Annotated in this window: 27 protein-coding genes, 4 pseudogenes and 1 riboswitch; of the genes and pseudogenes, 12 read left to right on the forward strand and 19 right to left on the reverse strand. The window is 67.4% G+C overall.

Going from position 1 to position 25,613, the window contains the following annotated elements:
- Positions 1–92 precede the first annotated feature (92 nt).
- The 3 genes from ABN028_RS24315 to ABN028_RS24325 all read right to left on the reverse strand — a co-directional run bounded on the left by ABN028_RS24315 (position 93) and on the right by ABN028_RS24325 (position 1,473).
- A complete protein-coding gene (locus ABN028_RS24315) occupies positions 93–317 on the reverse strand; it encodes a hypothetical protein (protein ID WP_349698221.1) in 225 nt (74 codons plus the stop codon).
- Between the two features lie 85 nt (positions 318–402).
- Entirely contained in the window at positions 403–891 is a 489-nt protein-coding gene (locus tag ABN028_RS24320) for a DUF402 domain-containing protein (RefSeq protein ID WP_349698222.1), read from the reverse strand.
- 186 nt (positions 892–1,077) lie between these two features.
- Positions 1,078–1,473 carry a thiamine phosphate synthase gene (locus ABN028_RS24325; RefSeq protein WP_349698223.1) on the reverse strand — a complete coding sequence of 132 codons (396 nt, stop codon included), beginning with the start codon at positions 1,471–1,473 and terminating at the stop codon, positions 1,078–1,080.
- On the opposite strand from ABN028_RS24325, the gene ABN028_RS24330 reads away from it, so the two are divergent.
- The gene (locus ABN028_RS24330) at positions 1,463–1,615 is read left to right on the forward strand and encodes a hypothetical protein (RefSeq protein WP_349698224.1); all 153 of its coding nucleotides are present in this window, start codon (positions 1,463–1,465) and stop codon (positions 1,613–1,615) included. The two genes, ABN028_RS24325 and ABN028_RS24330, sit on opposite strands and share 11 nt — an antisense overlap.
- A gap of 26 nt (positions 1,616–1,641) precedes the next feature.
- Positions 1,642–1,751: riboswitch (TPP riboswitch) on the reverse strand.
- 136 nt (positions 1,752–1,887) lie between these two features.
- Positions 1,888–2,061, forward strand: a complete 174-nt coding sequence (locus ABN028_RS24335) for a hypothetical protein (RefSeq protein WP_349698225.1) — start codon at positions 1,888–1,890, stop codon at positions 2,059–2,061.
- 96 nt (positions 2,062–2,157) lie between these two features.
- Here the strand turns inward: ABN028_RS24335 and ABN028_RS24340 are convergent, their stop codons facing one another.
- Both ABN028_RS24340 and ABN028_RS24345 read right to left on the reverse strand, forming a co-directional pair.
- Positions 2,158–2,742 (reverse strand): DUF6431 domain-containing protein, encoded by a 585-nt coding sequence (locus ABN028_RS24340; RefSeq protein ID WP_349698226.1) that lies wholly within the window; start codon positions 2,740–2,742, stop codon positions 2,158–2,160.
- A 199-nt stretch (positions 2,743–2,941) separates the two neighbouring features.
- Positions 2,942–3,121 (reverse strand): hypothetical protein, encoded by a 180-nt coding sequence (locus tag ABN028_RS24345; protein WP_349698227.1) that lies wholly within the window; start codon positions 3,119–3,121, stop codon positions 2,942–2,944.
- A 332-nt stretch (positions 3,122–3,453) separates the two neighbouring features.
- On the opposite strand from ABN028_RS24345, the pseudogene istA reads away from it, so the two are divergent.
- Both istA and istB read left to right on the forward strand, forming a co-directional pair.
- Positions 3,454–5,011: pseudogene (gene istA / locus ABN028_RS24350) on the forward strand (IS21 family transposase).
- Entirely contained in the window at positions 4,968–5,762 is a 795-nt protein-coding gene (gene istB / locus ABN028_RS24355) for an IS21-like element helper ATPase IstB (protein WP_349698229.1), read from the forward strand. The pseudogene istA and the gene istB overlap by 44 nt, the downstream one beginning before the upstream one ends.
- A 164-nt stretch (positions 5,763–5,926) precedes the next feature.
- Here istB and ABN028_RS24360 read toward each other — a convergent pair whose 3' ends face one another.
- Together ABN028_RS24360 and ABN028_RS24365 are read right to left on the reverse strand one after the other, a co-directional pair.
- Complete coding sequence (locus ABN028_RS24360) at positions 5,927–6,097, reverse strand: DUF3024 domain-containing protein (protein WP_349698269.1); 171 nt, start codon at positions 6,095–6,097, stop codon at positions 5,927–5,929.
- Between the two features lie 437 nt (positions 6,098–6,534).
- Entirely contained in the window at positions 6,535–7,422 is an 888-nt protein-coding gene (locus ABN028_RS24365; RefSeq protein WP_349698230.1) for an aminoglycoside phosphotransferase family protein, read from the reverse strand.
- Between the two features lie 396 nt (positions 7,423–7,818).
- Between ABN028_RS24365 and ABN028_RS24370 the strand changes: the two genes are divergently transcribed.
- Genes ABN028_RS24370 through ABN028_RS24380 form a run of 3 tightly spaced genes read left to right on the forward strand, consistent with a single transcriptional unit; the run spans position 7,819 to position 9,523 of the window.
- Positions 7,819–8,313 (forward strand): NAD(P)/FAD-dependent oxidoreductase, encoded by a 495-nt coding sequence (locus tag ABN028_RS24370; protein ID WP_349698231.1) that lies wholly within the window; start codon positions 7,819–7,821, stop codon positions 8,311–8,313.
- Positions 8,310–9,206, forward strand: a complete 897-nt coding sequence (locus ABN028_RS24375; protein WP_349698232.1) for an MFS transporter — start codon at positions 8,310–8,312, stop codon at positions 9,204–9,206. Before ABN028_RS24370 ends, ABN028_RS24375 begins: the two co-directional genes overlap by 4 nt.
- Positions 9,179–9,523 carry an MFS transporter gene (locus ABN028_RS24380; RefSeq protein ID WP_349698274.1) on the forward strand — a complete coding sequence of 115 codons (345 nt, stop codon included), beginning with the start codon at positions 9,179–9,181 and terminating at the stop codon, positions 9,521–9,523. Before ABN028_RS24375 ends, ABN028_RS24380 begins: the two co-directional genes overlap by 28 nt.
- Positions 9,524–9,691: 168 nt before the next feature.
- On the opposite strand, the pseudogene ABN028_RS24385 reads toward ABN028_RS24380, so the two are convergent.
- From ABN028_RS24385 to ABN028_RS24405, 5 genes and pseudogenes are all read right to left on the reverse strand, one after another.
- Positions 9,692–10,039, reverse strand: a pseudogene (locus tag ABN028_RS24385) (pyridoxamine 5'-phosphate oxidase family protein); the annotation flags it as partial.
- Positions 10,002–12,101 (reverse strand): glycoside hydrolase family 15 protein, encoded by a 2,100-nt coding sequence (locus ABN028_RS24390; RefSeq protein ID WP_349698233.1) that lies wholly within the window; start codon positions 12,099–12,101, stop codon positions 10,002–10,004. The gene ABN028_RS24390 and the pseudogene ABN028_RS24385, both read right to left, overlap by 38 nt.
- Positions 12,102–12,639: 538 nt before the next feature.
- The gene (locus ABN028_RS24395) at positions 12,640–15,498 is read right to left on the reverse strand and encodes an ATP-binding protein (RefSeq protein ID WP_349698234.1); all 2,859 of its coding nucleotides are present in this window, start codon (positions 15,496–15,498) and stop codon (positions 12,640–12,642) included.
- Positions 15,499–15,984: 486 nt separating this feature from the next.
- Positions 15,985–16,728 carry an IS630 family transposase gene (locus tag ABN028_RS24400; RefSeq protein ID WP_349698235.1) on the reverse strand — a complete coding sequence of 248 codons (744 nt, stop codon included), beginning with the start codon at positions 16,726–16,728 and terminating at the stop codon, positions 15,985–15,987.
- Positions 16,729–16,933: 205 nt separating this feature from the next.
- Positions 16,934–17,059: a hypothetical protein gene (locus ABN028_RS24405; protein ID WP_349698236.1), complete on the reverse strand. Its 126-nt coding sequence runs from the start codon at positions 17,057–17,059 to the stop codon at positions 16,934–16,936.
- Between the two features lie 353 nt (positions 17,060–17,412).
- Between ABN028_RS24405 and ABN028_RS24410 the strand changes: the two are divergent.
- Positions 17,413–17,502 (forward strand): annotated as a pseudogene (locus ABN028_RS24410) (MerR family DNA-binding transcriptional regulator); the annotation flags it as partial.
- A gap of 144 nt (positions 17,503–17,646) precedes the next feature.
- Here the strand turns inward: ABN028_RS24410 and ABN028_RS24415 are convergent.
- The 3 genes and pseudogenes from ABN028_RS24415 to ABN028_RS35490 form a co-directional block, all read right to left on the reverse strand.
- Positions 17,647–17,793, reverse strand: coding sequence for a hypothetical protein (locus tag ABN028_RS24415; protein ID WP_349698237.1), 147 nt, complete (start codon positions 17,791–17,793; stop codon positions 17,647–17,649).
- Between the two features lie 261 nt (positions 17,794–18,054).
- Positions 18,055–18,642, reverse strand: a complete 588-nt coding sequence (locus ABN028_RS24420) for a LysR family transcriptional regulator substrate-binding protein (protein WP_349698238.1) — start codon at positions 18,640–18,642, stop codon at positions 18,055–18,057.
- 165 nt (positions 18,643–18,807) lie between these two features.
- A pseudogene (locus ABN028_RS35490) lies at positions 18,808–18,987 on the reverse strand (helix-turn-helix domain-containing protein); the annotation flags it as partial.
- Positions 18,988–18,991: 4 nt separating this feature from the next.
- Between ABN028_RS35490 and ABN028_RS24430 the strand changes: the two are divergent.
- From ABN028_RS24430 to ABN028_RS24440, 3 genes are read left to right on the forward strand one after another with little or no spacing between them, the layout of a single operon-like run.
- Positions 18,992–19,561, forward strand: coding sequence for an RBBP9/YdeN family alpha/beta hydrolase (locus ABN028_RS24430; RefSeq protein ID WP_349698240.1), 570 nt, complete (start codon positions 18,992–18,994; stop codon positions 19,559–19,561).
- Positions 19,562–19,563: 2 nt separating this feature from the next.
- Entirely contained in the window at positions 19,564–20,244 is a 681-nt protein-coding gene (locus ABN028_RS24435) for a haloacid dehalogenase type II (protein ID WP_349698241.1), read from the forward strand.
- Positions 20,241–21,185 carry a PLP-dependent cysteine synthase family protein gene (locus ABN028_RS24440; protein ID WP_349698242.1) on the forward strand — a complete coding sequence of 315 codons (945 nt, stop codon included), beginning with the start codon at positions 20,241–20,243 and terminating at the stop codon, positions 21,183–21,185. The genes ABN028_RS24435 and ABN028_RS24440 overlap by 4 nt, the downstream gene beginning before the upstream one ends.
- 73 nt (positions 21,186–21,258) lie before the next feature.
- Here ABN028_RS24440 and ABN028_RS24445 read toward each other — a convergent pair whose 3' ends face one another.
- The 4 genes from ABN028_RS24445 to ABN028_RS24460 all read right to left on the reverse strand — a co-directional run bounded on the left by ABN028_RS24445 (position 21,259) and on the right by ABN028_RS24460 (position 24,944).
- Positions 21,259–21,606: a hypothetical protein gene (locus tag ABN028_RS24445; protein ID WP_349698243.1), complete on the reverse strand. Its 348-nt coding sequence runs from the start codon at positions 21,604–21,606 to the stop codon at positions 21,259–21,261.
- Positions 21,607–22,057: 451 nt separating this feature from the next.
- Positions 22,058–22,831, reverse strand: a complete 774-nt coding sequence (locus ABN028_RS24450) for an SDR family NAD(P)-dependent oxidoreductase (RefSeq protein ID WP_349698244.1) — start codon at positions 22,829–22,831, stop codon at positions 22,058–22,060.
- Positions 22,828–24,282: an MFS transporter gene (locus ABN028_RS24455; RefSeq protein ID WP_349698245.1), complete on the reverse strand. Its 1,455-nt coding sequence runs from the start codon at positions 24,280–24,282 to the stop codon at positions 22,828–22,830. Before ABN028_RS24455 ends, ABN028_RS24450 begins: the two co-directional genes overlap by 4 nt.
- 80 nt (positions 24,283–24,362) lie before the next feature.
- A complete protein-coding gene (locus ABN028_RS24460; protein ID WP_349698246.1) occupies positions 24,363–24,944 on the reverse strand; it encodes a TetR/AcrR family transcriptional regulator in 582 nt (193 codons plus the stop codon).
- Positions 24,945–25,180: 236 nt separating this feature from the next.
- Between ABN028_RS24460 and ABN028_RS24465 the strand changes: the two genes are divergently transcribed.
- Complete coding sequence (locus tag ABN028_RS24465) at positions 25,181–25,378, forward strand: hypothetical protein (protein WP_349698247.1); 198 nt, start codon at positions 25,181–25,183, stop codon at positions 25,376–25,378.
- Positions 25,379–25,613: the final 235 nt, after the last annotated feature.

A 25,613-nucleotide genomic window follows, 5' to 3' on the forward strand; every position in this document is an offset into this window, starting at 1 on the left:
GGGTCCGGTGCCGGTACATGCCGGGCCGGGGCAGGCGCGCGAGAGGGTTAGCTGAGGTGGATTCGGTGGGTGGCTGGCGCAAAGCTCGCGGGTCAGGTTTCGAGCAACCCGCCGAGGCGTGCGCGGATGACGCCCTCGTGGAAGTAGCCGGGGAGGGGGACTCCGCCGACAGTGGTGCGCGTACTCGCGACGTCGTCGGTCAGTGACGACGGCAGGCGCTTCGCGGCTCGGTAGGACTCGTTGGCGTAACGCTTGGCCTCGTCGTGCTGATGCCGAGTTCGGGCTGCCGGTGTCGAAGGATCACTCGCTGTGGACATGCCCATCGCCAGTGAGTTGCATGCTGCACCCTCCCATACCTGCCATTGACGGCGCGGGCATCCCGTTTGCAGCGCTACCGCCCTGTCAGCTGACCAGTAGCCACCAAGAGACATAGGTCCCGTCGAACGGTGAGCTGCCATCAGACAGTGCGGCTTCAACCGAGGCGCAGGTTTCCTCCGCGGCAGTGACCAGCTTTGTCGGGTAGGACCATGCCTGCGACCGCTCCAAGAACTCTTCACGGTCCAACACCTTGACCGGTCCCGTCTCGACCTGCTCCAGATCTAGATCCAGATCAACAAACTCGAACAATTCACCGTTCCGCCGGATCGGGGTGCTGATGTCGACATACACACTCGCGGGCCGCCGACCGACCGGAGACGACGGCACGAAGTAGGCCGACCACATCTGGCCGACAGGGATCAGACGGAGGCCAGGGAGGGCGTTGTACGGACCAGAGGGGGTTTCCGCAACGGTGCCCTGCGGAATCCACAGCCACGTGCCTGTGGCGTCAGACCCAAGCTCCAACGATGGCGTCCTCCGATGGAAGTCACCATTCCACTTGGTCGAGACCACCGAAACCGATCTCCACCGATCCTGCATGATCCGACAACCCCTCTCTCGGCGCTTGCTCCGCTGCACGCCGCCGAGGGCGAGCACCGTGAGTGCCGGCGGACGCCTTGGCGAGGTGGCGCAGACCGGGCTCGCCCAGGGGCGGCCCGTAACCGGGCTTGGAAGGCGTGGCCGCGGCAGGTGAGGCCGTCACGTACGCCGCAGCGCCCTCCACCGCACGGCGTACCTGCCCACCGTCGTGGCAGGAACGTCCGTGGAATGGCACAGGTCGTGCGTCAAGGTCCGTTGCGTCGCCGACAGGTGCTGCCCGTGGGTGCACGGAAGGCGTTTGGCGATGAGGAGCACACCGTCTGCGCCGGTGCGGTGCCTGATCTGCGGCGTCATCACCGTGCGCTCGCTGTCGTCCAGGTCGAGTTTGCGCAGGATCACCGCACGAAGCCCGGCGTCTACGCACGCCGCGACCGTGACCGCCGACGAGAACTGCACGAGCCGGCGGGCATGGTGGACCGGCAAGTCGTCCCGGCCGAGGTGCACACCGTCGGCGCTCGCCGCCAGCGCGATTTCGAGCCGGTCGTTGACGATCACCCGCGCGCCCATCGACAATGGTGACGACCTCGACGGTCAGTTCCACCAACTCGCGATCGGTGAGGTTCTTCGCGCGGACCTGCACTGCGTCCACACCTGCGGCGACCACCTGGCCAAGTGGCTCGCCCTGCACAGACTGTGAATCGACGAGCCAGTGAAAACGGGGTAGCACGACTGCTCCTCACTTCCTTCGCCGGCATTACCCGGATCAGGTTCAACGGTCGGAGCGGCGTCAGCTCCCTCTCAGCCCGCTGCCGCGAGCACCCGCGTGGAATCACTCAGACAGTAACACCACAGCCTCGAGTTGTGCCCGACCCGACCCGCGTGAACCGACCACAAACACGCCCGATCGACGAACGCTGCCCGACGCCACTTACCGCTGAAGACTCAGCGCCAGGGACTGTCCGTCTAACCATGGATCTGGTCTGGCCTGACACGCCGAGTGTGGGAAGTGCCGGCGAGATCGTCGGCGTGCAGGTCGAACCGGTCCGAGGAGGTGGGTGGGTCGCCGACGGGGCCGACGTAGTGTTGCCCGACGCTCTTGTTGAGGACGACGGCGACACTGTTGGTGAGGACGTGTACGGCTGAAACGACACCGGCGGTGAGCAGGAATGATCGTCACCTTGTCGGTCCATCCTCGTGGTGTCGCCGCATGCCGGGCAGGGATATGCCGTGGCCGGTCGGTCAGCCGGTGGGCAGCGGGGCGAGGAGCCGTCCGCCGGTGATGGTGGTGGCCAGATGCCATGGCGGGGCGATCGGGCCGAGTCGGCGGGTGACGGCGGCTTTCGCCGCGCCGAGCGCAGCGAGGGCGTCACCGAGGGCGCTACCCGTCGGCAGCGACGGGGCGGGCTCGGCGTCGACAGCGTGGGCCAGGAGGGTGGCTTCGACCCGCAGCCACTCGGCTCGGGCGGCAGCGCGCCGGATCCAGCCGCGGACCGTCGCGGCGGGCACCGCGAGTTCGGCAGCAATCGCCCGATGCCCCTTCCCTGCCACGTAAGCAAGCAGGGCGGCGCCGACCACCTCGATCGTGTCGGTCCGCCGTGGCAGGCCGCCGGCTGGCAACAGCACGTGGGTGGCTCGACACGTCGTGCAGCGGGCTCGTCGCGGCCGCACCGTCTGGCGTGTGCCTCCGCGACCGCGGATCGTGCGGGTGCGCGCGTAACCCCAGGGCCGCAAGCGCCCACCGCAGCCACCACATGCCAGCGACGCGTCGGCCAACGCCTCGTCGGCAGTGGCCTCGTCCAGCACCACGATCACGACCTGCAGCACCTCGCATCCACTCATCCTTGCCGAGCGCCCGAGCCGGCGAGAAGGGGCAGCTGGTGTTGCAGCCTGACCGCCGCAGCGGCCGAACGCAACCGGCGACACCGGCGCGTCAGCCTGATGACCGACCGGTTGCACGTCGAGGAAAGACCCGGACATACCAGCTGTCGCACACGGCGACATCCACCGTGCCAACCGCGCATCCTCACCGCGAATGTCCCCAAGGACCTTCCACGACCTCATCCAGAGCGTCGCTCAACACGTAGGCGGTGCGCAGACCGAGGCCCTGCGCACTGCGCATGTCCCAGGCGTGGCCGGCGAGCCCGTGACGGTGGACTTCAACTACGTCGACCACGTCTGGCATGAATGGGAGTTCCGGGAACATGACTCGTTCACCTACGCCGTGTACGCCGACGAACAGTACCTGGGCTGCTGCTACCTCTACCCCGCTCGGCCGGCGAAAGCTTCTCACCGAGGAACTGCTAGACCACGATGTCGACGTGAGCTGGTGGGTCACGCCGGACGCCTACGCCAATGGCCAGTACGCCAAGCTCTACACCGCGCTCCGCCACTGGACCACGACCCATGTCCGCGGCCAGTGAAGAATCCCCGTAGGCGGCCAGATGTTGCCCCGCTGGCGGCCATGGATCTCCCCAGTGGTGGCCAGATATCTCCCCGGTGATCGTTGCTTGGGTGCCGGCTGATCAAGTTCGGTCGGTGAAGACGAGTAGGGAGATCATGGAGATCCTTGAGGCGTTCGACCTCACCGGGAGTTACCGGGCTGCGGCTGAGCTGGCCGGGTGTGACCACCACACGGTGGCGAGGTATGTGCAGCTGCGGGCGTCCGGGCAGTCGGTGGTAGCTCGAGGGCATCGAGTCCGTCCGATCGATGAGTACCTGGAGAAGGTCGAGGAGTTGGTGGTCCGCTCGAACGGCAAGGTGCGCGCCGATGTGGTGCATCGGCGGATCGCGGCGATGGGCTTCGGCGGTGGTGAACGCACCACGCGCCGGGCGGTGGCCGAGGCCAAGGACCGGTTCCGGGCCGGGCGGCGTCGGGTGTTCCGGCCGTGGATTGCTGAGCCGGGGCTGTGGCTGCAGTGGGACTGGGGTAGCGGGCCGCGGATCCGGGATCGGCAGACCCAGCTGTGGTGCGCGTGGCTGGCGTGGTCACGGTTCCGGGTGGTGATTCCGGTGTGGGACAAGACGTTGCCGACCATCGTGTCCTGCCTGGACGCAACGCTGCGCAGGCTGGGTGGGGTGCCGACGTATGCGTTGACTGACAACGAGCGAACCGTCTCGATCGACCATGTCGCCACGATCGCCGTCCGCAACCCTGAGATTGTCGAGGTGGGCCGGCATTACGGGATGACGATCCGTACCTGTGTCCCGGCAGACCCACAGTCCAAGGGCGGTTCGGAAGCCACGGTGCGCATTGCCAAGGCCGACCTGGTGCCCACCGAGGCCAACCTGGTGGGCGAGTTCCGCACCTTCGGCCAGCTCGAGGCGGCATGCCGAGCCTTCTGCGAACACGTCAACGACCGTGAACACCGCGAGACCCGCCGCCGCCCAGTCGAGGCGTTGGCCGAGGAACGAACACGGCTGCATCGGCTGCCTGGAACAGCGTTCACGGTCGCGTTCGGCACCACGCGCCGAGTCTGCTGGGACGGCACGATCTCGGTCGAGGGTGTGCGGTACTCAGTGCCGCACGAGTTGGTCGACACCCGCGTGTGGGCAAGGTTCGCCGGTGATGAGCTGATCGTCACCGCCATCGGCGACGATGGCGCGACCGAGGTCGCCCGGCACCAGCGTTCGGTCCCCGGCACCCCGTCCATCTGCGACGAGCACTACCCGCCACGGGACGACCATCACGGCGTGCGCACCCCGCGGGCCACCTCTCCCGACGAGGCAGCCTTCCTCGCCCTCGGGCCCGGGGCGGCCGCGTGGCTGACCGAGGCCGCCGCGGCCGGGACACGACGGATCCGACCCAAGATGGCCGAAGCCGTCGCGCTGGCCAAGCTCCACCCCACCAGCGACGTCGACAAGGCGCTCGGCACCGCAGCGATCGCTGGCCGGTTCGCCGAGAACGATCTGATCCGCATCCTCACCTACCAGACCGGCCATGACGATGGCGCACCCAGCAGGGCCGGCGAACACCACAGCCTGCAACCAGGCACGGCGGCATGGTCGAACTTCGGCATCACCGCCACCGACCGCGCCGAGGCGGGTGAGCGATGATGGCCGCCGGGTTGCGCACCGTCGCCCGCTCGACCGGTGATCCCCTGAACGAGGCGATCGACCTGGCTCGTCGGTTGAGGCTGCCGCACCTGCGGCGCGCCCTGACCGATCTGGTCCCCACCGCCAAGGCCCAACGCTGGGACCCAGCCGAGGTAGTCCGGGTGCTGCTGGCCGAGGAAGCCGCCGGACGCGACGCGACGAACCTACGCACCCGTCGCAAGCGAGCTGGGTTCCCCGCCGGGAAGACCTTCGGTGACTGGGACGAGCAGTCCTCGTCCATCCCACGTCCCACCCAGGACGCCCTCAAGACGCTGGAGTGGGTTACCCGCAAGGAGAATCTCTGCATCTGCGGCCCGTCCGGCACCGGCAAGAGCCACTTCTGCGAAGCGCTGGGCCAGGCCGCCGTCGAAGCGGGCATGACCGTCGCCTGGTTCACCATCGAAGACCTCGGCGCCCTCATCCGCCGACACCGCGTCGACGACTCCATCGCCCCCGCACTCACCCGACTGATCCGCGCCGACTTGATCCTGATCGACGACATCGGGCTGTTGCCGGTCAGCCCGGACGCCGCCGAAGGCTTCTACCGCCTTGTCGATACCGCCTACGAACGCCGCGCACTCGCCGTCAGCTCCAACCTGCACCCCTCAGGATTCGACGAGATCATGCCCAAGACCCTCGCCACTGCCACCGTCGACCGGCTCCTACATCACGCTCACATCGTCGTCACCGACGGCGACAGCTTCCGACTCGCCCAAGCGACCTCCGGCAAGGGGGTGAAGGCCTTGCCCTGACGCGCACCAACCCACGGCGGGGAACTAACTGGCCGCCGTTGGGGAGAAACCCTGGCCACCAGCGGGGAGATCAGCTGGCCGCCAGCGGGGAGAACTGAGTGTCCGTTGACAGACCCACTTCCCGTTCAACGCGCGATCTGCTCCGTCCTGCAGTGTGGTGAGCGTCAGCCCCAGAAGATCCAGATGGGGTCGCGGTCTATCTCGGTAAGGAGATGTTCGACTCTGCGCGCGAGGGCCAGTAGGTCGTAGATGTGGAAGCGAAGATTGCGGTCGCGCCAGTACAAGGTCCAGGAACGTCGCCAGCGCCCGAACCTCGCGCAGATCCCGTACGACAGCCAGGTTCAACCCACGACTCCTCGTCTTCACCCCACCGGCAGAATGGTCGAGCCAGACGATTGAGCTTCACGAATCCCGAAGACTCGTCAACGCGCCGCACCGCGCGAGCAGAACATGGAAACGAGCATGCCGCCGGCAGAACCGCGCCACAAGAGCGACGGCCGAGCTCCAATGAGCTCAGAGGTCATTTCTCAGTAGCAGGAGGGTAGGCCGCTGGCCAAGCGACGCCCCTGACGCAACGGCGAAAGTGTCCGACGGCAGCCGCGCGGACCCGTACATGTCAGGGACGACGATCAACCAGCGGCCTACCCTCACCTGCTAGCAGCAGTCGGCCGGCTTTATGCCGTTGCTCATCGGCGAGTGGTTGCCGGAGGCACCAGACCGCAGAGGCTGTGTACGCGCGGAGAGCCCGTCCGCCGCCAGGCACGCCGCAGCATCACCTCTGGTGGTCGGCGAGGACCTCACGGATCACGTGCTGCGCGTTGTCCGCCATCGCCCGGTTGGTGTCCTTGTAGTACGGCAGGGCGATGAGGGCGATGGACAGGGCCCGGCCGCGACCACGGATCCAGGTCGCGTCGTCGACCTGCAAGGAGGTACGGAAGTCGTTGCGTACGCCGGCGGGCAGCAGGTTCCACGCGACGATGTGGTCGCAGGCAGGATCGCCGACACCCACGGTCCCGAAGTCGATCACGGCACTGAGCCGACCGCCGACGGTCAGGAGATTCCCGGGCATGAGGTCGGCATGGACCCAGGCGGGCGGACCGGCCCACGCAAGAGCGTGCAGGGATGCATCCCACGCCGCGGTCACGGCCTGGACGTCGATCATCCCGCCCATAGCGTTCAGCTCGTCGATCGCGGCACGGGTCGGTGCGTCGAGCGTCGACAGCGGTCCACCACGGTAGGCAGGCGGACCGCCCGGGAGATCAACTCGTCGTACAGCGCTGACGAATTCCGCCAAGTCCTTCGCCAGTAAGGCGGGCTCTGCGAGCCGGCCAGCCGTGGGATTCTCCCCTTCGAGCCAGCGGTAGACCGACCACAGGCAGGGATAACCCTCGACAGGCGTACCTCGCCCAAGCGGGACAGGAATCGCGAACGGAAGGAGCGGAGCGAGCCGCGGCAGCCACTCGTACTCCTTCTCCACATCGTCGAAGAACCCTGCCATCCGCGGGAGCCGCACCGCCATGTCGTCGCCGAGCCGGTACAACACGTTGACGGTCCCGCTCGAAGGGACGTGTTGGATCGGAAGATCCGCCCACTGCGGGAACCGCGCGGCGAGCAACCTGCGGACGAGATCGGCATCGATGTCGATCTCGTCGGCATGCATCTTGCCAGCGCACATAGGAACCTTCCCGAAACTGGGGCGGTCGACGCCAATCCGAACGGTTCGCGACGTCGTCTGTCAATCCAGATTCCGAACGCATGGACCGGGCTGACCGCCTCTTCGACAGCGCCCTGATCATCTCCTCACAGGGCCTAACCTGACACGCGTAGCCAGATGTTGGTGGCCTGCCGGGCCTGCGTCAGGCTGAGGCGTTCGAGCTTGGCATTGATCCCGCCCGGGTGGTCGAGGACATCGATCGCTGTGCGCACCATCAGGGGCCGGCGCCGCCTAAGAATGCTCGAGCGCAGGCCGCTAGCCCGCGCTCCAGCTGGTGTTGGCCAGGTCGCCGCAGCGCGCTCCCCGTCGCCCACATGCGGAGTTCGGTGAACCTTTGTCGTCGTGACACGAGATCATCCCCAGCACTTCCGCCGCCAGCACCTGAGCCGCAGCCCACACCCACGGGTACTATTCGACGACCTGCCACTCAGTTGGCTCAGCCCCGTCCTCACGGCGACATTTGTGTTGGACACCGGCCTCTACAGGCAGGCCCTGGAGACCGGCGTACTGGACCGTCGCCCGATGTTCGCCGCATTCGACACCGACAGCGTGGTTTGGTCCGACGCGTCACGGGAGCACGTCGATGCGGTGATCTTTGCGACCGGATATCGGCCAAGTTTGGACTACCTGCGGCCGCTGGGCGCCCTCGACGTCGACGGGATGCCCATGCACGTCGGTGGGATCTCCACCACCTGCCCCGGGTTGGCTTATGTGGGGCTGGAGTTTCAACGGTCATTCTCCTCCAACACCCTCCGCGGGGCCTACCGTGACGCTACGCACGTGGTCGCGGCGCTGGCCGCACACGTACGCGACGCCGCCACGGTGATAGGTCTGTGACATTGGCCATCTCCCGACCCGGCCAGGCATCGCTCAGCCGGGCCGGGCTGCGCAGCGCCCTCATCGCCTTGTGCCTCACCGAGACGACCAGCTACGGCGTCTTGTACTACGCCTTTCCGGTCATGGCCACCCAGATCAGCGCGACGACCGGCTGGTCGACGATCTCGATCACCGCCGGCTTCTCTGCAGCACAGCTGATCGCCGCCCTGGTTGGTATTCCGGTCGGCCGCTGGTTGGACCATCACGGCCCACGCCTGGTCATGACCGCGGGGTCGGCGCTGGCGGTGCTAGCCACGGTGATGATCGCTCTCGCGCCGTCGTTGCCTTTGTTCATCGTCGCCTGGTTGCTGGCGGGCGTGGCGATGGGAGCGGTTTTCTACCCGCCGGCGTTCACCGCGCTGACCCGCTGGTACGGCGAACACCGGGTGCGGGCACTCACCTGGCTGACGCTCGCCGCCGGACTTGCCAGCACGGTCTTCGCCCCCACAACCGCCCGCCTCCTGCAGGAATGGGGTTGGCGGAACACCTTCCTGATCCTGGCGGCGGTTCTGGCCGTCGTCACGATTCCCGCCCATTGGTGGGGCCTGCGTGCGCCATGGCCGGCCCTGCCGGCGCCTGCTCTGACGCGAGCAGATGCGCAGGCAACGAATACACCGGCCGCGATCGTCCGCAGCCTGCCTTTCGTTGCGATCACAACAGGCTTGAGCCTGGCCTCGTTCGCCGCGTTCGCCGCGGTGATCAGTCTCGTCCCGCTCCTTCTGGAGCGCGGGCTCGACACCGGCACCGCCGCGCTTGCTCTCGGACTGGGCGGTGCTGGCCAGGTCGCAGGACGCTCGCCTACCCGCACCTGTCCCGACATCTCAACGTGCGTACGCGGACCGTGCTCATCCTGACCGCGACCGCGCTCACCATCGCCCTACTGGGCTTTCTGACCCCCGCAACCTTGCTGATCCCGGCGGCGATCGGCGCCGGCATGGCCCGTGGGCTGCTCACCCTGGCCCAGGCGACAGCGGTCAGCGACCACTGGGGCACCGCCCACTACGGCCGCCTCACCGGCATCCTGTCCGCCCCGATTACCGTGAGCGTCGCCCTCGCTTCGTGGGCGGGGGCCGCCATCGCCACGGTGACAGGTGGCTACGGCTCTGCCTTCCTCGTGATCGCCGTCATCGGGATCGCTGGTGCAACCTTCACACTCGTCCGCGCCCCCTAGCCGGGGAGCTCGACCTAAGGCTCGGGATCCTCGGCAGGGGCCGCCGCACGGAATGGAGTGCACATCATGTGCCCCAGCGGCGAGCTCCCGCCGGGCCTTGACACGCTGGCCTTCGATCATGGTGAGCCGAACCCGGATGAATTGTGCGCGTTCGTTGGGTGTCCAGGCGGGCAGGGGCAGCGCGGAGAGCGCGGCTACCTCGTCCGTGTCGGTCACAGCCTCGGCGTGGCCGACCGCGGTAACGCTCCAGCCGCACCGGCCGTCGCGGTCGATGTCGTCGGCCTCGAACCCCACCACGGCGTCGTGGGCGGCGACGGCGAGCCGGGAATCGGCGGTGGTGGCGACGAGGACCGCGCCGTCGACGACGAAGTTCACCGGTGCCAGTGCGGGGAGTGCCTGGTGAGTGAAGGCAAGATGCCCGATAGAGGTTTGCTCAAGTAGGTGTAGGCACTCGATCGGGGCGAGCATCTCTGGCTCGTCATTGTCGAACATGCGAAGCTTCCCCATGCCGATCATCCGTTCCAGCTGACGCGGCCTTCACGTGCTCTGCGCGGATCACGTGCAGGACTGCATTGATCAGCGCCAGGTGGGTGAATGCTTGCGGGAAGTTGCCCAGCTGCTGGCTGGTGGTGGGCTCGAGTTCCTCGCCGTAGAGGCCGAGTGGGGATGCCGCGTCGAGCAGGCGTTGGCAGAGGGCGCAGGCCCGGTCCAGTTCGCCGATGTCGACTAGGGCGGAGACGAGCCAGAACGAACACGCGGTGAAGGCGCCTTCGTCGTCGGTGAAGCCGTCGTCGGTGGTCGCGGTCTCGTACCGGCGTACCATCCCGTCCACGCCGAGCTCGTCAGCGATGCCGCGCACTGTCGCGCGGAGCCGCTCGTCGCCGGCTGGTAAGAACCGCACAAGTGGCAGCAGCAGGAGCGACGCGTCGAGTTGCGTGCTGCCGTAGGCCTGGACGAACCGTCCGCGGTCATCGACGGCCCGCGCGCACACGTCGGCGTGGATCTGTTCGGCGGCGCCGCGCCACCGCTCGGCGCGCTCCCAGTCGCCGCGCATCTGGGCCAGCTGGGACCCGCGATCGAGGGCAACCCAGCACATGACCTTGGAGCTGGTGAAGTGCTGGGGCTCCCCGCGCACCTCCCAGATCCCGCGGTCGGGTTCGCGCCAATGCGCCAGCACGTACGCCTCGACGGTGGACACCAGCTGCCAGGCGTGCTCGGGCAGCGTGTTCTGCCGGCAGGCATGCAGGTAGACACAGTCGACCACAGCGCCGAAGATGTCGAGCTGCTTCTGCTCGTAGGCGTCGTTGCCCACCCGCACCGGTCCGGTTCCGGCGTATCCCGTCAGGTGCGGCACTACCCTCTCGGCCAGGTCGGTGCTGCCGTCCACGGCGTACAGCACCTGAAGCGGGCTGGCCGCACCGCAGGCTGTGTGAGCGATGCCGTCTCGGCCGGCATCGCTCGCCGGGTCGCTTGCGGGGCCGTTCGGGGTGCCGCTGCAGGTGTCGAGCCGGTCGGCGATGAAGTGCAGGAAGTCCTCGGCCTCGGCGTTGAATCCGAGCGCGTGCAAGCCCCACAGCGCGAACGACGAGTCGCGGACCCAGGTGTAGCGATAGTCCCAGTTGCGTTCCCCACCCAGCGACTCCGGCAGCGAAGTCGAAGCCGCGGCGAGCAGCGCGCCCGTCGGGGCGTAAGTGAGACCCTTGAGGGTCAAGGCTGCCCGCTGCAACGGTTCCCGCCACCGATGATCCGGGAATGTGCCGCGAGACAGCCAATCCAGCCAGAAGCCACTGGTCCCCCGCTTCGCGTCGTCGGCTGCGATGAGGTCCTTGGGTGGGTCGTCGGCGCCCAAAGCCAACGCGACGAAACGGCGCTCTCCGGCACTCATGCGGTGCCGGGCCCGAGTGGTCGTGGCACCCACCGCCATCGGCAAGTCGCTCCGCAACCGCAGCCGCACGTCATCGCCCTCTCCCGCGTCACGGCCGATGGTCGGTACGGCAGTCAGATCGCCGCCCTCGTCCCGCCACCAGGCCGCCTCGGCACCGTGTGCGAACCTCGGCTCGCAGCTCATTACGACTTCGACCTCGCCGTACAAGCAGGTGAGCAGCCGCACCAGAACGCCGCCGGCGGCGTGATCACCGGGCGATCTAGCCAACCAGTCGGGAAAGACCTCTCCGTGTCCGCCCTGCACCGCGAGGAAGTCGTGCACCTGCAGCCAGCCGGTCGGCGTTTGCCAGGAGGTCTCCAGGATCATCGTCCCGGGCAGGTAGCGGCGGCTCACCGGCGCCGTCGTTCCAACCGGGCCGACCCGGAAGGTGCCGGCACCGCGGTCGAGAACTGCCCCGAACACGCTCGGTGCGTGCGGAACGGGCAGGCACAGCCATTCCACCGCGCCGGCGGCCGACACCAGGCAGGTGTGCTCGCAGTCGGACAAGAAGCCGTAGTCGCCGATGGCTGGGAATCCGGTCGCCGCCTCCGAGACCGCCGGTCGTGTCGGCCTGATATGCAGACTAGCGGCGGACGGCGCACCGCGTCCGAGCCAGGGTCGCGCTGGCGGCGCGGTCAGCTGCTGCCCAGCCATCACAGCCTCCACGTGTCGGGTCCTCAGGTACAGCCCCAGCCTCATTCGGCGGCGGGGCGTGGACATCACATGCTTGCGCCAACTGGATCGCTGCGTCGGGCGGCGCGCGGGCCCTATGACCCGGCCACGGAGGACCGAAGCCCCGAAGATGCGCCATAGCTAGGTCTGAGCGAGCTGGCGAAGTCTCCGGAGTGTCGTGACAGGGATAAGAAGCGATGAAGTGGCGCCCGTAGTGACCTTTTCCTGCCTGGGCGGGATTTCGGGATAACCAGATTGCGGATGGGAGCGGGCGGTGGTGGAGGGCGCCGCCGGTGAGTTCGGCGCGAGCAGGCACAGGTAGTCGCCCCGCGATCATGAGGACCGGGCCGCCCCCCTCGACCACCCCGACGCAGTCACTCGGGGAGCACGACCAGCTCGTCATCACGCCCCAGGTAGCCGAGTCGACACCACGATGACCGCCCAAGGGGGGGACGCTCCACCGCGCGGCAACACGTCATCGGGCCGGGGCCGCCTGCCTGGCCCGACGCAGCCGACGTACCTACGATTCGTCTGCGGTTGGTGCAGGTTCGTGCTGAAGGACGAGGCGGGTGAGTTCGACGCGGGTGTTGATGTCGAGTTTGGTGAAGATGTGGCGGAGGTGGGAGTCGACGGTGTGGCGGGAGAGGTAGAGCTGATCGGCGACGGCTTTGTTGGTGAGTCCGGCGGCGACCAGCCGTGCGACGCCCAGCTCAGAGCCGGACAGCGCGGACCAGCCGGTGGTGGGTCTGGTGGGTGTGAAGCGGCGGCGACGTAGGCCGAGGGTGCGCAGGCGGGCACGGACGCGGTCGGTATCGCGGGTCGCGTCGGCGGCGTCGTAAAGCACGAGCGCCTGGTCGAGGTGGTGAATGGCATCGTCGCGGTTGCCGTGGGCGGCAACGGCGGCGCCGGTGTCCTCGTGTGCGGTGGCGTGCGCAAGTGGGCGTGGGCTCTCTGCGAACTGCTCGGCGGCTTTCACCAGGAGGTCGATGTCATCGTGGAGGAGGCCCTCGGCCTGGGTGGCGGCACCGGCGATGGAGGGTATGTCGGGATTGAGTGCGGCGAGCCGGGTCGCGGCGTCCGTGGCCAGGGCCGCGCGGTCCCGGTCGCCGGCGGTGAGTGCGATCCGCACCAGATGCGGGGCTGCTGACGGAGTGAAGGCCAGGATCCCAAAGTGGTGGGAGAACGCCGCCCAGATTGGCGCTAGATGTTCGAGCGCCGCCTGATGGTCGCCGGCCGCGTCGGCCACGAGGCCCCAGGCATAGGCGAGCTCCAGCCCGAACACGTTGCTGACATGTGCGGGGCAGCGCGCCAGGTGTTGTAGGCCACCTGCGAGATCCCCGCGGGCGACCGCGACGCGGGCAAGAATCGCGTTGGCAGTTGGGAGCAGTGCCGCCGTCTGGAGCTCATCGGCAACCGCCACAGCGGCCTCGGCCTCCGCCACCGCGTCGTGGAGCCGTCCAGCGGCGAGGCGCAGTCCTGCGCGGTAGGCGTGCCAGAGGTGCAGCAGGAAGCCGAGTCCAAGGGCATCCATCTCCTGACGTGACCTGAGCAAGGCGATGTCGGCCTCATCGAACCGATCTAAGACGGTGACCATCCAACCGTGCCAACGCCGCGGCTGCGGAAACCGAGCGGCTGGCGTGTGGAGGTCGGCGCGACGAACCGCTTGTTCTATCAATGCGAGAGCTTTGGTGAAGCTGCCGGCGAAACGTTGAGCAATCGCCTCGGCGGACAGGCCCAGACTCGGTGCCGCCGTGCAGTCGGCGATCTGCTCGCTGGCAGACACGGCCGCCCGGGCGGTTTCGATGGCAGGTGCGACTTCGCCGAGGAATGCAAGATCGAGCGACTCCATTGCGTGGAGCAGCGCACGGGTTGGTTCAGGTACGCCCGTGCGGTCGAGTCCGAGCCGGCATTGCGTGAGCGCCGCCTTGTATTGCCCGCGAAGGCCCTGACCGAGGGACAACGTGTAGCGGATGGCGCCTTCGCTGGCCGGGTCCACGCCCGTTCGCAGGGCTCCGTCGGCGATCTCGCGGGATTGGTCTAGTCGGCCGGACTGGGCGAGCGTGGAAACGGCTTCGACGATGACCCCGGTGCGTTGGGGTGCGGTCTGGGAAAGCAGGGCAAGTGTGTGGGTGTAGAGGTCGGCAGCAGTGGCCGGGGCCCGAGCGGCGGCGTCGCGGGCCGCGCGGAGCAGCATGTCGATGGCCTCAGTATCACCCGGCCGGGCGCTCTCGAGCAGATGCCCGGCAGCTTCCAGCGGCGGGGCACCGGATGCGAGCAAAGCGCGGGCGGCGTCGCGGTGCAGCACCTCACGTGCCGCAATCGGCAGATCGTCGTACACCGCCTGCCAGAGCAGGTCGTGGGCGAACGCCAGCCGGTCGCCCTCTTCCACCACCACGCCCGCGTCGAGCACCTCCCGTGTCTCCACCATCAGCGCGGCTGCCGGCTGTCCTAGCAAGGCGGCGACGTCGCGGAGCGCGAAGCTGCGACCAAAGACCGCACCGACCTGAAGTAGTCGTCTTGCAGCGGTGTCGAGTCCGGCGAGCCGAGCCGCGCAGCATGAGTCCGGCCGGAAGGTTCCGACGGCCGTTTCGTCTTCGCACTCGGTCGTGGCGCGGACCGCCTCGACTACGAAGAACGGGTTGCCTTCGGCCCGGCGTACCAGGTCCAGCAGCGCGTGGTCGGATGCATGGCCGAGCAGATCGGTGGCCAGGGCGACCGAGGCGTCGGCCGGCAACGGGCGAAGACGCAGCACCGTCGGTTTGATGCTGTCCAGCTTGGCAAGCAGCGTTCCTAATTCGGGGCCCACTGTTCCGTGCCGGTGAGTGAGGGCCCAGCCGACAGATACGGCGGTGAGCTGGGTGGCGAGCGAGCCGATCGCCCACAGGGTGGCGGCGTCGGCCCACTGCAGGTCGTCGACGGTGACGAGCAGGGGTCGCTGCCCGGCCCGCTTCTCCAACAACGCGCGGAGCCGGTCCAGCAGCCAGAAGCGCTGATCGGCGAGGCCGGAGAGCGCGTTGAGGTCGGTCGCGGTCACCAGCGGCGGGTCGCTGCCGCGGAACGCGTCGAGCAGCACCGCGAGTGGGGCCATCCCGCCAAGTTGGTCCGCCCGGCCGGAGGCGACGGTAAAGCCCGACTCGTTCGCGAACTGGGACGCCTCGGCGAGCAGCCTGGTCTTGCCGATCCCGGCAGGACCCTCGACGACGAGGACGCTGCCTCGGCCGTCGGCCACCCGGAGCAGCCACTCCCGAATCAGAACACGCTCTTCGTCACGTCCACGCAGCCGAGTTGATACCACGGCTCTCACCCGCCAAGCACGCCCGCCGGCTGGTCGGCACCTCTTTCCACCGTAAGCCCGCGAGTCGGGAGCGTACACCGCCATCACCGGCTGTCCGGCGACCAGCTGTTTGGAAATGTCAAGGCATACGATGATGAAAGTAACCAGATGGGGTTGATCTGCTCTCTCTTGGTGCGAAAGGAAGCTTCTGGTACCAGCACGCCGGAGGTTCCGGACACCGACGCTCTGACTTCACCGGTCCACCTGGAGGTGCGACAACTGTCTCGGTTGCCTATGCTCCACCTACCTTGGGTGGCATCTGACCAGCGACAACTTCGGCCAGGTGGAGCATGCGGCGGCCGACGGCGAGAACTTCCTGCGCGCGGAATTCGGGGGCGCCGCTGATGTCGATGACGTGTGCTTGTAGTCCGAAGACGTCACTGAGGAGCCCTTCGGACGACCTGCTCCTTTGGCGTGCCAGCAGCGGTAGGCGGCCAGGGTCAGGTCGTGGACGACGCAGACCACGGTATTGCGCATCAGAGTAGGCCACGGTCATCACTTCGAAAGCGTGCGCGAGGCCGGCCATTGCCCTCAACCACCTGATCCAGCTTCGATCCAGTTCAGCCAGGACGCGTTGGTCGGGGTGTAGATCGGTTCGATGTCATGGCGGGTGCACCAGTCGACGACCTCGGCCTTGCCGTGCGGGCCGTAGTTGTCGCAGATCAGGTACAGCTTCCCGGTCGGGAAGCGGCGGCGCAGCTGCTTGCAGAAGTCGAGGAACTCCATCCAGCGTTTCCGGTCTCGGAACCGGTAGAACATCAGACCCGTGGCCAGATCGAGCGCGGCGAACATGTGCCGCACCCCGCCGGTGCGCTTGTAGGTCGCGCGGCGCCGGGCAGGGCGGCCAGTGGGGAACCAGCCGCGGCCGGGGCGGGGTTGCAGATTCAGCGGCCCGAACTCGTCCACGCAGATCACTCGCCCGTCCGTGGGCGGGTGATCGTACAGGTCCAAGATCCTCGCCATCTTGGGCGCGAACTCAGGATCCCGGGACTGCTTCCAGGTCTTGGTCGCCTGCCACGAGATCCCAGCATCGGTCAAGATCGTGCGGATCGTCTCCTTGGAGGCTGTGATGTGTTCCTGCCCCGCCAAGTACCCAGCGAGCTTAGCCAAGCTCCACGTCGTGAACGGCTGCCCCAGCAGGCCAGGCGGCGTCTTTGCCACCTGGCAGATCCGTTCACGCACCTCCGGGCCGATCCTCCTCGGTCGACCCCCGCTCCATTTTGGGTCCAGCGCCGCGAACCCCATCTCGTTGAACGCGTGGATCACCTCCCGCATAACACGATCCCTGCCCGCCGCAACCGAACCCGATCCCGAGTCCGGCGTGCGACCTGCACCAACCGCTGTGCCTCCTCCGGCTCCAACGGCCGAACAAACACCTCAGGCTTACGAGCCATCACCACCTCCAGCAGCAAGCCTCCAGACTCACCACCGGACCGGTCAACACGACACGATTACGTCATCAACGTTTCCGGATGAGGCACTAGTCGAAGGTGAACTCGTCGTCGGCGGGAGCCGCGACAGGACAGGAAGCCGTGCAACTCTCGAGAGCGGTGGTCCCGTCCTGGCGCTCGACGGATATTCCGCCGCGCGCGACCTCCAGCCGCATAGCCCGCGGCACCTGACCAACCACCGAACGACAGCCTTCATGGATTTGCCTGCACACGGCGTTCCTTGTTGCTGCCGGAGTGGCTGCCTTGGCCAGCCTGCCCTCACTGCTAGTGCGAAACACGAGATCGCAGGACGCGGAGTCCGAGAACCCCGCGTAGCCGCTGCTCTGCACATGACCCAGATCAGGTCACCTCCGAAGAGAAGGAGAGTCGTCGGATGACGGACGAGGTCATGCCGCTCGCGCTTGCCCGGTGCGTCAGTAGCCGTGGTAGCGAGAGCGCAGGGTGACCGAGCCGACCACGAACAGCGTGGCCGCCTCGGCGGCGGGGCTGACCATAGCTCGCCACGTACGTCGGAGTCACGGTGCGCACGATCCGCCGTTACCATCAGCGCGGCCTGCTCGCCGAGCCCACCCGTGACTCGTCTGGGTACCGGCGCTAGGACGTACAGGCTGTACTCGACCTGATCCGCATCAAGATCCTCTCCGACGCCGGCACACCGCGGGATGCGTTGGATGGTGGTCGATTCGCCGACATGTTGAAGCTGTTCTTATCCCTACTGGCGGACGGTGTTCACTAGGCGGTACTACGCCCGGCCGGACCGTTCTTCGCGGATCAGGATGGACTGGTCGATCAGGTCGAGCACCATGCCGGGGTCCAGGCCGTGGCCGGGGCAGACGACTTCGGTGGTTTCGAGGTCGAAACCTAGGGGAACACAGAGGCCCGTGCCCACATCAGCTGTTTGTCCGGGGTGCGCACCTTCGAAGCTCCAATCGATGGCGGCGCGCAGTGAGCACTAGGTGGACGACTGCGCCAAGCTGATGGGCAGCCTGTTGCGGGCGGCGCCGAAGTTTGCGGGTCCTTGCTACCAGTCGGCAACCGTTCGGAGTCAGCGGTGAGCACATCTCGCCGGTCCGGCGCACGCCTGCGCCGGTCGACTCGTTGCCGTCCGCCGGACGGCTCGGAGTACCCCGCGGCGGCGTTGTTCGCTCTGCTACGGCCCGCTTGAGGTATCGGTCGCTGCGGCTGCTTCGGCGAGGAATGCACGTACCGCTGGTGAGGGGATGTGGTTCGGGGCGACTGCTAGGGACAGTCGTCGTTCGGCGCGCGGTGTCAGCGACCGCAGCGCCACGGTCGGTGGCGGGCTTGGTGCCGCGAGCGCGGGAATGACAGAGACGCCTAGGTGCTCGCCGACCATTGCCAGGATGGCCGAGGCCTCGCTCACCTCGTGGCTGACGTTCGGCGTGACTCCGTGCGCGGCGAGCGTGGCGAGCACGAGCCGCTCGCAGCCCGCGCGTGTGAGGATGAAGGGTTCCTCGGCGAGATCGCCCAGGCGCACCGCGGCCCGTGACGCGAGCCGGTGGCCGGCGGGGACGACGGCGAGCAGCTCGTCCGTCACCAGTGGCTGGAACACGAGTCCGTCGTGCTCACCTGCGACCACTGCGAGGTCGACCGTGCCCATTCGCAGCCAGCTCACCAGCTCGTCGTCGTGGCCGTCGAGGACTGTCACCGAAAGCGCGGGATGTCGCCTCTCGAGGCGGGCCAGAAGCGTGGGCAGGATGGCAAGCGAGACGCTTGGCATCGAGCCGAGGCGGACGTGGCCACTCGCAAGGCCATTCGCTTCGTCACGCTCCTGGCGGATCGCGTCGGCCTCGCTGAGAATCGCGCGGGCGCGAGCGAGGACGCGCTCGCCCAGGGCCGTCGGGGCCACGACGCCGTGGGCGCGGACGAAGAGATCCCCGCCAAGCTCGACTTCCAACGTGTGAACGGCGCGGCTCACACCCGGTTGGCTCATGTGCAAGCGGCGCGCGGCTTCGGCGAAACTACCCGCATCCGCAACTGTGACCAGCGCACGAAGCTGCGCTTCAGTCATAGCGTGCATGCGTGATAGGCATTGGACATCGCATACATTGAACCTTAATGTCATTGCCGTGGCAACCGGGTTCCTGATCCTCCATGGCGTCGAGAATTACCGCCCGCCCGGGCACTGGCAGTTCCTGCTGGCGGCGCAGCTCGTTGAGCGCGGGCTCGAGGTCCGGTATCCCGCCCTGCCCGAGCCGGACGCGCCGGAACTGGAACGATGGCTCGCGAACTTGCAGCAGGAGCTCACCGCGCTCGGTGGCGACCAACGGGTCGTCGTTTGCCACTCGCTCGCTTGCCTGCTCTGGTTCCACGCCGCCGGGCGCGGCGCCGACGGCACCATCGAGCGTCTGCTGCTGGTGTCACCGCCGGCGTCCGAGCGGGTGCCCGACACGGCCGCGTCGTTTCGGTTGGACTCGTTCGACGCCGAGACAGTGCGAGCAAGCGTGCAAGGGGAGATCACAATCGTCTGCTCGGATGCGGATCCCTACAACCCCGTGGGTGCCCAGTCCCTCTACGGAGACGCGCTCAATGTCCCCGCCACAATCATCGAGGGTGGTGGTCACATCACTCCCGATACCGGGTACGGACCGTGGCCGTTCGCGACCGAATGGTGCCTCCGCACCCAGCCGCGGATATGACGATGCCGTCCTGGGTGCTCTTCGATCTCAATGGCACGTTGCTCGATCCGCATCCAGCCGCCTCCGCCTTGCCGATGGCTGACGGAGAGGCGGTTGTACTTGCTTCGCTGCACGACGCGGTGGTGCAAGGGATGGTCGACACGCTCAGTGGCGAGTACCGGCCGTTTCTCGACTACATTCACGCGGCGCTTCAGCGGCAGCTGCAGGTGTCCGGTGCGGAACTCGACTCCGATTCGGTTGAAGCAGTCGTCGAGCTGATGGCTCGTATGCCGCCCTTCGCCGATAGCGGCGATGCCATCGCGCTGCTGCTCGACGCTGGGCTCCATGTCGGCGTGCTCACCAACAGCGGGAAGGAGCCGGCTACTCGCGCCCTGGAGTCTGCAGGCCTGGTCACCCGGATCGAGGCGGTGATCGCCTCCGACGCGGTCCGTGCCTACAAGCCGGCGACGTCGGTGTATCGGGCGGCGTTGGAGCAGATCGGCGTCCCTGCCGCCGAGATCGTGCTGATATCGGCGCACTGGTGGGATGTGACAGGTGCCAAGCGTGTCGGGCTCGGTACCGCTTGGGTCTCGGCGAAGGAGCAGGTCCTCATGCCGGGCAGCCCAGCGCCAGACGTCCAAGCGCCGAGCCTTCTGGATGTCGCGCATGAAATCGTGAGCAAGGTTGGAGAATGCAAGCAATGAACCAGTTGTCGCGGGGCATACTGCAGCTCATCGGCAACACCTCTATCATCGCGCTGCGTAATATCGTGCCGCCTAACGGCTCCCGCATCCTGCTGAAGCTGGAGAGCGAGAACCCCACGGGCAGCATCAAGGACCGAATGGCACTGGCGATGATCGAAGCCGCAGAAGCGGACGGACGACTCGCACGCGATGGCTCCGTCGTTGAGTACACCGGCGGCAGCACCGGCGTCTCCCTCTCGCTCGTCTGCGCGGTCAAACGCTATCCGCTGCACATCGTCTCATCGGATGCGTTCGCGCAGGAGAAGCTCGACCACATGCGACTACTCGGGGCCGACCTCCAAGTAATCCGCAGCGACTCCGGGCGCATGACGGAGAAACTTACCCGCGACATGATCGAAGCCGCTCGCGTCATCGCGGAAGCTAACAAGGGTTACTGGACAGACCAGCTCAACAACACCGACCAGCTCCCCGGATATCACACGATGGCGGAGGAGATCTGGGACCAGACCGGCGGCCGGATCGACGGCTTCGTCCAGAGCGTGGGCACCGCCGGGTCACTTCGGGGAATCGCAGAAGGCCTGCGACGCCACGACAAGCAAATCACAATCGTCGCAGTGGAGCCGTCGGAGTCCGCAGTCCTGTCGGGCGGACCCACCGGCGCACATAAGATCGATGGCGTGGGCGCCGGCTTCGTCGTGCCGCTCTGGAACGACAAGATCGCCGATCAAATCGACCAGGTCTCGACAGAAGAGGCGACCGCCATGGCGATGCGCCTGGCCCGGGAAGAAGGCCTCTTTGCAGGAACCTCCACCGGCGCAAATGTCATCGCCGCGTTACGGCTGGCAGACCAACTAGAACCTAACGCGACCATCGTCACCGTAATGTGCGACACCGGCATGAAGTACCTTCACACCTATGGCACCAGGCTATCCGCCCAATAGCTCGCCCGATCCATATTAGTTGCGACCTGCACGCGGAGTTCCATGTGCTGGATGTTTCGTGGTGTTGGGGCATCTATCTGAGTTCTGATGCCCAGTCGTCCAAGTACGCCCGTAGGTCGTCAAGCTCGCCGGGTGGGACAGGGATGTCTTGGTCGCTGAGTCGGTCGATGATCACCCCTCCGGCTAGCGTGCCGATCGCCAACGCTGCCGAGCCCACCGCACCTGCTTGGGCCAGGCCGGCTCGGATCGGCGCCGAGGGGTCGGTGGCGTGGACGGTGTCGACGTACCACGCCTCGGCCGGGCCGGATGACAGGGCGCGGGCGATGCCGAGAAGGACGGCAACGGCGAGGACCTCCCATACCCTCGTGGCCAGGGCAATCCACACCAGCGCTATCGCGCCAATCGCTGCCGAGGCGGCCAAGACTCCCCGCCGACCGAGCGCGTCGGACAGGCCGCCGGTTGGAAGCTCGAGCCCAACGACAACCAGGCCAAAGACACCGGGACGACGCCAATGGTCGGAAGGTCCACACCACGGGTCTGCAACAAGAGCACCATCGGCGAATGCACGAGGCCGACAGGCACAGCGGTGAGTGCGCTGACGGCCACGAACACGCCCGCAGGTGTACGGTCCTGCGCACGCAGCCCTGCTGGAAGCCGTACGCTCCAGCCTGGGCGCGGACCGCTTCGACGAGTTGTGGAAGGCAGGTGCGGCTGCTGACCTGGACACGGCGGTGGCCGGACTGATCCGCGGCCGAGCGCCGCGCCAACGACCAAAGACCGGGTGGGAGAGCCTGACACCCGCCGAAATCGGCGTCGCCCGGCTCTCCCGCCACGCGGGGAGGTCTCGGTCCATGACCGGCGTGTCTGCGTGCTCAGGCGGATGCTCCGCCGTCCACGACTAGGTCAGTCCCGACTACGGAGGCAGCCTCGGGTGAGGCCACGTAGAGCACGGCTGCGGCGATTTCTTCGAGGGTGGAGACCCGTCCAACCGGGCTCTCGTCCTTCATCCGGATTGCCCGTTCCGCGTGGGCTTCTCCTGGGCGGAGTGACATTGTGGTGGCTGAGGCGCCTGGGCTGACGGAGTTGATGCGGATGCTCTCGTGGATGTGGTCGAGGGCGGCGGCACGGCTGAGGGCGCTGACGGCGGCTTTGGTTGCAAGGTACGCGCCGAGGTTTGGGATCCGAAGGTGGGCGCCGAGGTTGGAGGAGATGTTGACGATCGTGCCGCCTTCGCTCTGCGTGCGCATCTGCGCTATCTCCTGCCGCATGGTGCGCAGGACGCCGGTCATGTTGGTGTCCAGCAGTATCTGCCAGTCCTCGTCGGAGACGTCTCCTACGGGCCCGATGCCGCGCAGGACTCCTGCGTTGTTGATGGCGATGTCGAGGCTGCCGAAGCGTTCGGTGGTCTGCTGGACCAGTTCTATGACGTCTTCGGGCTGAGTGATGTCGGTGACTACGGCGGCCGCCTTTCCGCCTTCGATCTCGACCAAGTTCACGGTTTCCGCCAATCTGGCGGCGGTGCGCCCTGCTACGACGACGTTCGCTCCTTCGCGGGCGAAGGCGAGTGCGACGGCTTGCCCGATACCTGAGCCGCCGCCGGTGACGAGGGCGGTCCTGTGGGCGAAACGAGGGGAACGGTGCGTCATTCTGTCTCCTTTATGGATGGTGATGTGCGAACTGCGGCGATGACTGCAGCCGCCACCGCAAGTGCCCCTCCTGCCGTGGCCAGGGCCCAGCTGTAGCCGTTGACGGTCGCGGTTTCGTTCGCCGGGCTAGGGCCGGTTGCGGCAGCTGCCACGGACATCAGGGCTGCCAGGCCGATCGTGGGGCCGAGTTCCGTGGCGGTGTTCATTACGCCGCTGGCGAGTCCGGTCTGTCGTTGGGGTACGCCTTCGACGGCCAGCACTCCCGCCCCGGCGAAGGCCAACGCGACACCGGCGGGGACCAGGACCATCCCGGGCAGCAGGCCCGTCGGGTACGCGGTACCGGTGTCGAGCCTGGCGAATAGCAGTAGCCCGGCGGCTCCTGTGGCCAGGCCACCGGCCGTGACCAGCCGGGCTCCGAAACGGGCGATCAGCGGGCCCACGACCCGGCCCGCGGCGAGCAGGGCGAGCGTGTAGGGCACGAAGGCGCCCGACGTCGCCAGCGGAGACCAGTCGCGGATGCGTTGAAGGTAGAGCACGAGCAGGTAGAAGGTGAGAGTCGTGCCCGCGGCGGACATCATGATGGCCACCAAAGCGAGCGTGCGGTGAATACCGTCGTGTCCACGAAGGAGGAAGCCGGGCGGCAGAAGCGGGTCCCGGAGGCGCCGCTCCGCGGCCAGGAAGGCCGCGAGCAGCACCACTCCTGCCATGAGCGGAACGAGCACCGCGACGGAGCTCCAGGGATGCTCGCCGGTGGCGACCAGCCCGTAGCTGGCCAGGGTGATTCCGGCCGTGGCCAGGACGGTTCCCGGGATGTCCAGCGAGGCAGCGGTCGCAGTCGCCGGACGGAGCGGTCGGTCGGCAGGCAGCAACCGGGTCGCTAGCAGCAGTCCCGCGCCCGCCACCGCTACCGGCAGCGTGAACATCCATCGCCACGACACCCATGTCGCCACGACACCGGACAGCAATAGACCGGCTGTCGCGCCGATCACGTTTAGTCCGCCCCAGGTCGCCATGGCGCGCCGGTAGGCCGCTGGTGACGGGAACAGCGCGCGTAACAAGGCCATGGCAGCTGGCGCGGCCAGGGCAGCTCCCACGCCCTCGGCGAAGCGCAGGGCGACCAGCGGTACGAAAGCGGTGGCCAGCGGCGCGGCGGCCGAGGCGGCGGCGAAGACGGCAAGCCCTGCCACAAACATCCGGCGGGCGCCCCGACGGTCGGCCAGCCGCCCACCGAACAGCAGCAGTCCGCTGAACGACAGCCCGTAGGCCGCACTGACCAGCAGCAGTCCGGAGCTGTCGAGTCGAAGCTCCTGTCCGATTCGGGGGAGCGGCACGGACAGCGCGGTGATGGTGAATATCAGCATCGCCTGGACCGTGCCGAGCAGGGTGAAGCCAAGTGCTGTGTTCCGGCGATGTTCCCCCGCGGTCGTGGTTCCATCTGTGGTGGTCTCCACACTGCACATTAGTTGACCATTCGTTCCATTATTGAGGCGTACGCGACGTCGTGTCTACGTGCTGTGAAGCGTGAAAAGGGTCAGTCGAGTAGCGCCAGCGCCTGGTCCGCGGCGTCCCGCACCCGTGCCGGTTCGAGGGTCGCCTTGCCGACGACGCGTATGCCCTGCATCAGGACCAGCAGCATCCGCGCCATGGCGCGCGGGTCCTGGTCCTCCGTGAGCTCGCTCTGCTGCTGGGCACGGGCCAGGGCAGAACGCAACAGGGTCTCGAGGTAGTCCCAACTGGCGGTCACCCGGCGAGCCGCCTCAGGGTCGTGTGGGGCCAGCTCGGCAGCAGTGTTCGTGACAAAACAACCGCGTCTTGGCTCGTCACACGCGGCCTCCTCGGCGAACCGGCGCACCACGCCCCTTACCGCGGGCAGCGCAGGCCCGGGCCGGGACAGTTCCGCGAGCAATCGCGGATCCGCCACCTCGCTGTACCGGTCGAGCGCCTTCAAATACAGCTCCCGCTTGCTGCCGAACGTCGCATAGATGCTGGCACGGCCGATTCCGAGGTGGTCGACGAGATCGGCCATCGACGTCGCCTCGTACCCGCGCCGCCAGAACAGCTCAAGAGCCGCCTGCAACACGGCATCCGGATCGAACTCCTTGGTCCTCGCCACCTCAACCACGATACGTTCCCTGGAACGAGCGGTCAAGAAACGCGCCTTACGATGAATCTCATCTCACGGTCGCCAACGGCCTGATCACAGGTGGGCAGCGTAGGGCCGCAGAGTTGTGGGGCCGACCGGTCGTCGGCGAGATCGAGCATCCGGGTACAACGGCATCCGCGGTAGGTCAGGCTGAAGGCCGATCAACCGACGGCACCGGCAGTGGACCCTCGGCTGTCTGACGCACGGTGCCCGCGTGGCGGGAGATGGGCAGGGACGGTGGGCTTGACGAGGGCATCTACCGCGGCGAGTGGAAGGGCCAGCCCTACATCGTCAGCCGCAGGCGCATCCTCCTCGATGCGCTGGAGGAGAACCTGATGCACACCGGCCGCGCCGACGTGATGCGTGAAGCGGTCGACGGCCTGAGAGGCAACGGCCCGCGGTAGCGGAGTCGCGGACAAACCCATCGCCGCATGGGCCCACCGATGATCAGGTCACCCCGGCCTCTCCCGCGAGGCGGTCGACGGCGCTGTCGCAAACGACCAGGAGTGTTGACGATGGCTGACACGACGGCGGCCAAGCCATACACGGTCCGCCCTCTTGATGCGTCGACCTGGGACTCCTTCGCGGAACTGGTCGAGCGCAAGGGTGGTGTGATGGGTGGTTGCTGATGCCAGAACA

This window comes from Actinopolymorpha sp. B17G11, assembly GCF_040196095.1.
Classification (GTDB): domain Bacteria; phylum Actinomycetota; class Actinomycetes; order Propionibacteriales; family Actinopolymorphaceae; genus Thermasporomyces.

What these genes read in the sequence shown, in the direction of transcription:
- ABN028_RS24405 (WP_349698236.1), bottom strand. Translation starts at nt 17,059, where the DNA reads ATGCGGCTGGAGGTCGCGCGCGGCGGAATATCCGTCGAGCGCCAGGAC.
- ABN028_RS24365 (WP_349698230.1), bottom strand. Translation starts at nt 7,422, where the DNA reads ATGCATGCCGACGAGATCGACATCGATGCCGATCTCGTCCGCAGGTTG.
- ABN028_RS24335 (WP_349698225.1), top strand. Translation starts at nt 1,888, where the DNA reads ATGGATCTGGTCTGGCCTGACACGCCGAGTGTGGGAAGTGCCGGCGAG.
- ABN028_RS24315 (WP_349698221.1), bottom strand. Translation starts at nt 317, where the DNA reads ATGTCCACAGCGAGTGATCCTTCGACACCGGCAGCCCGAACTCGGCAT.
- ABN028_RS24390 (WP_349698233.1), bottom strand. Translation starts at nt 12,101, where the DNA reads ATGGCTGGGCAGCAGCTGACCGCGCCGCCAGCGCGACCCTGGCTCGGA.
- istB (WP_349698229.1), top strand. Translation starts at nt 4,968, where the DNA reads ATGATGGCCGCCGGGTTGCGCACCGTCGCCCGCTCGACCGGTGATCCC.
- ABN028_RS24420 (WP_349698238.1), bottom strand. Translation starts at nt 18,642, where the DNA reads ATGCCAAGCGTCTCGCTTGCCATCCTGCCCACGCTTCTGGCCCGCCTC.
- ABN028_RS24450 (WP_349698244.1), bottom strand. Translation starts at nt 22,831, where the DNA reads ATGACGCACCGTTCCCCTCGTTTCGCCCACAGGACCGCCCTCGTCACC.
- ABN028_RS24345 (WP_349698227.1), bottom strand. Translation starts at nt 3,121, where the DNA reads ATGTTCCCGGAACTCCCATTCATGCCAGACGTGGTCGACGTAGTTGAA.
- ABN028_RS24400 (WP_349698235.1), bottom strand. Translation starts at nt 16,728, where the DNA reads ATGCGGGAGGTGATCCACGCGTTCAACGAGATGGGGTTCGCGGCGCTG.
- ABN028_RS24395 (WP_349698234.1), bottom strand. Translation starts at nt 15,498, where the DNA reads ATGGCGGTGTACGCTCCCGACTCGCGGGCTTACGGTGGAAAGAGGTGC.
- ABN028_RS24440 (WP_349698242.1), top strand. Translation starts at nt 20,241, where the DNA reads ATGAACCAGTTGTCGCGGGGCATACTGCAGCTCATCGGCAACACCTCT.
- ABN028_RS24435 (WP_349698241.1), top strand. Translation starts at nt 19,564, where the DNA reads ATGCCGTCCTGGGTGCTCTTCGATCTCAATGGCACGTTGCTCGATCCG.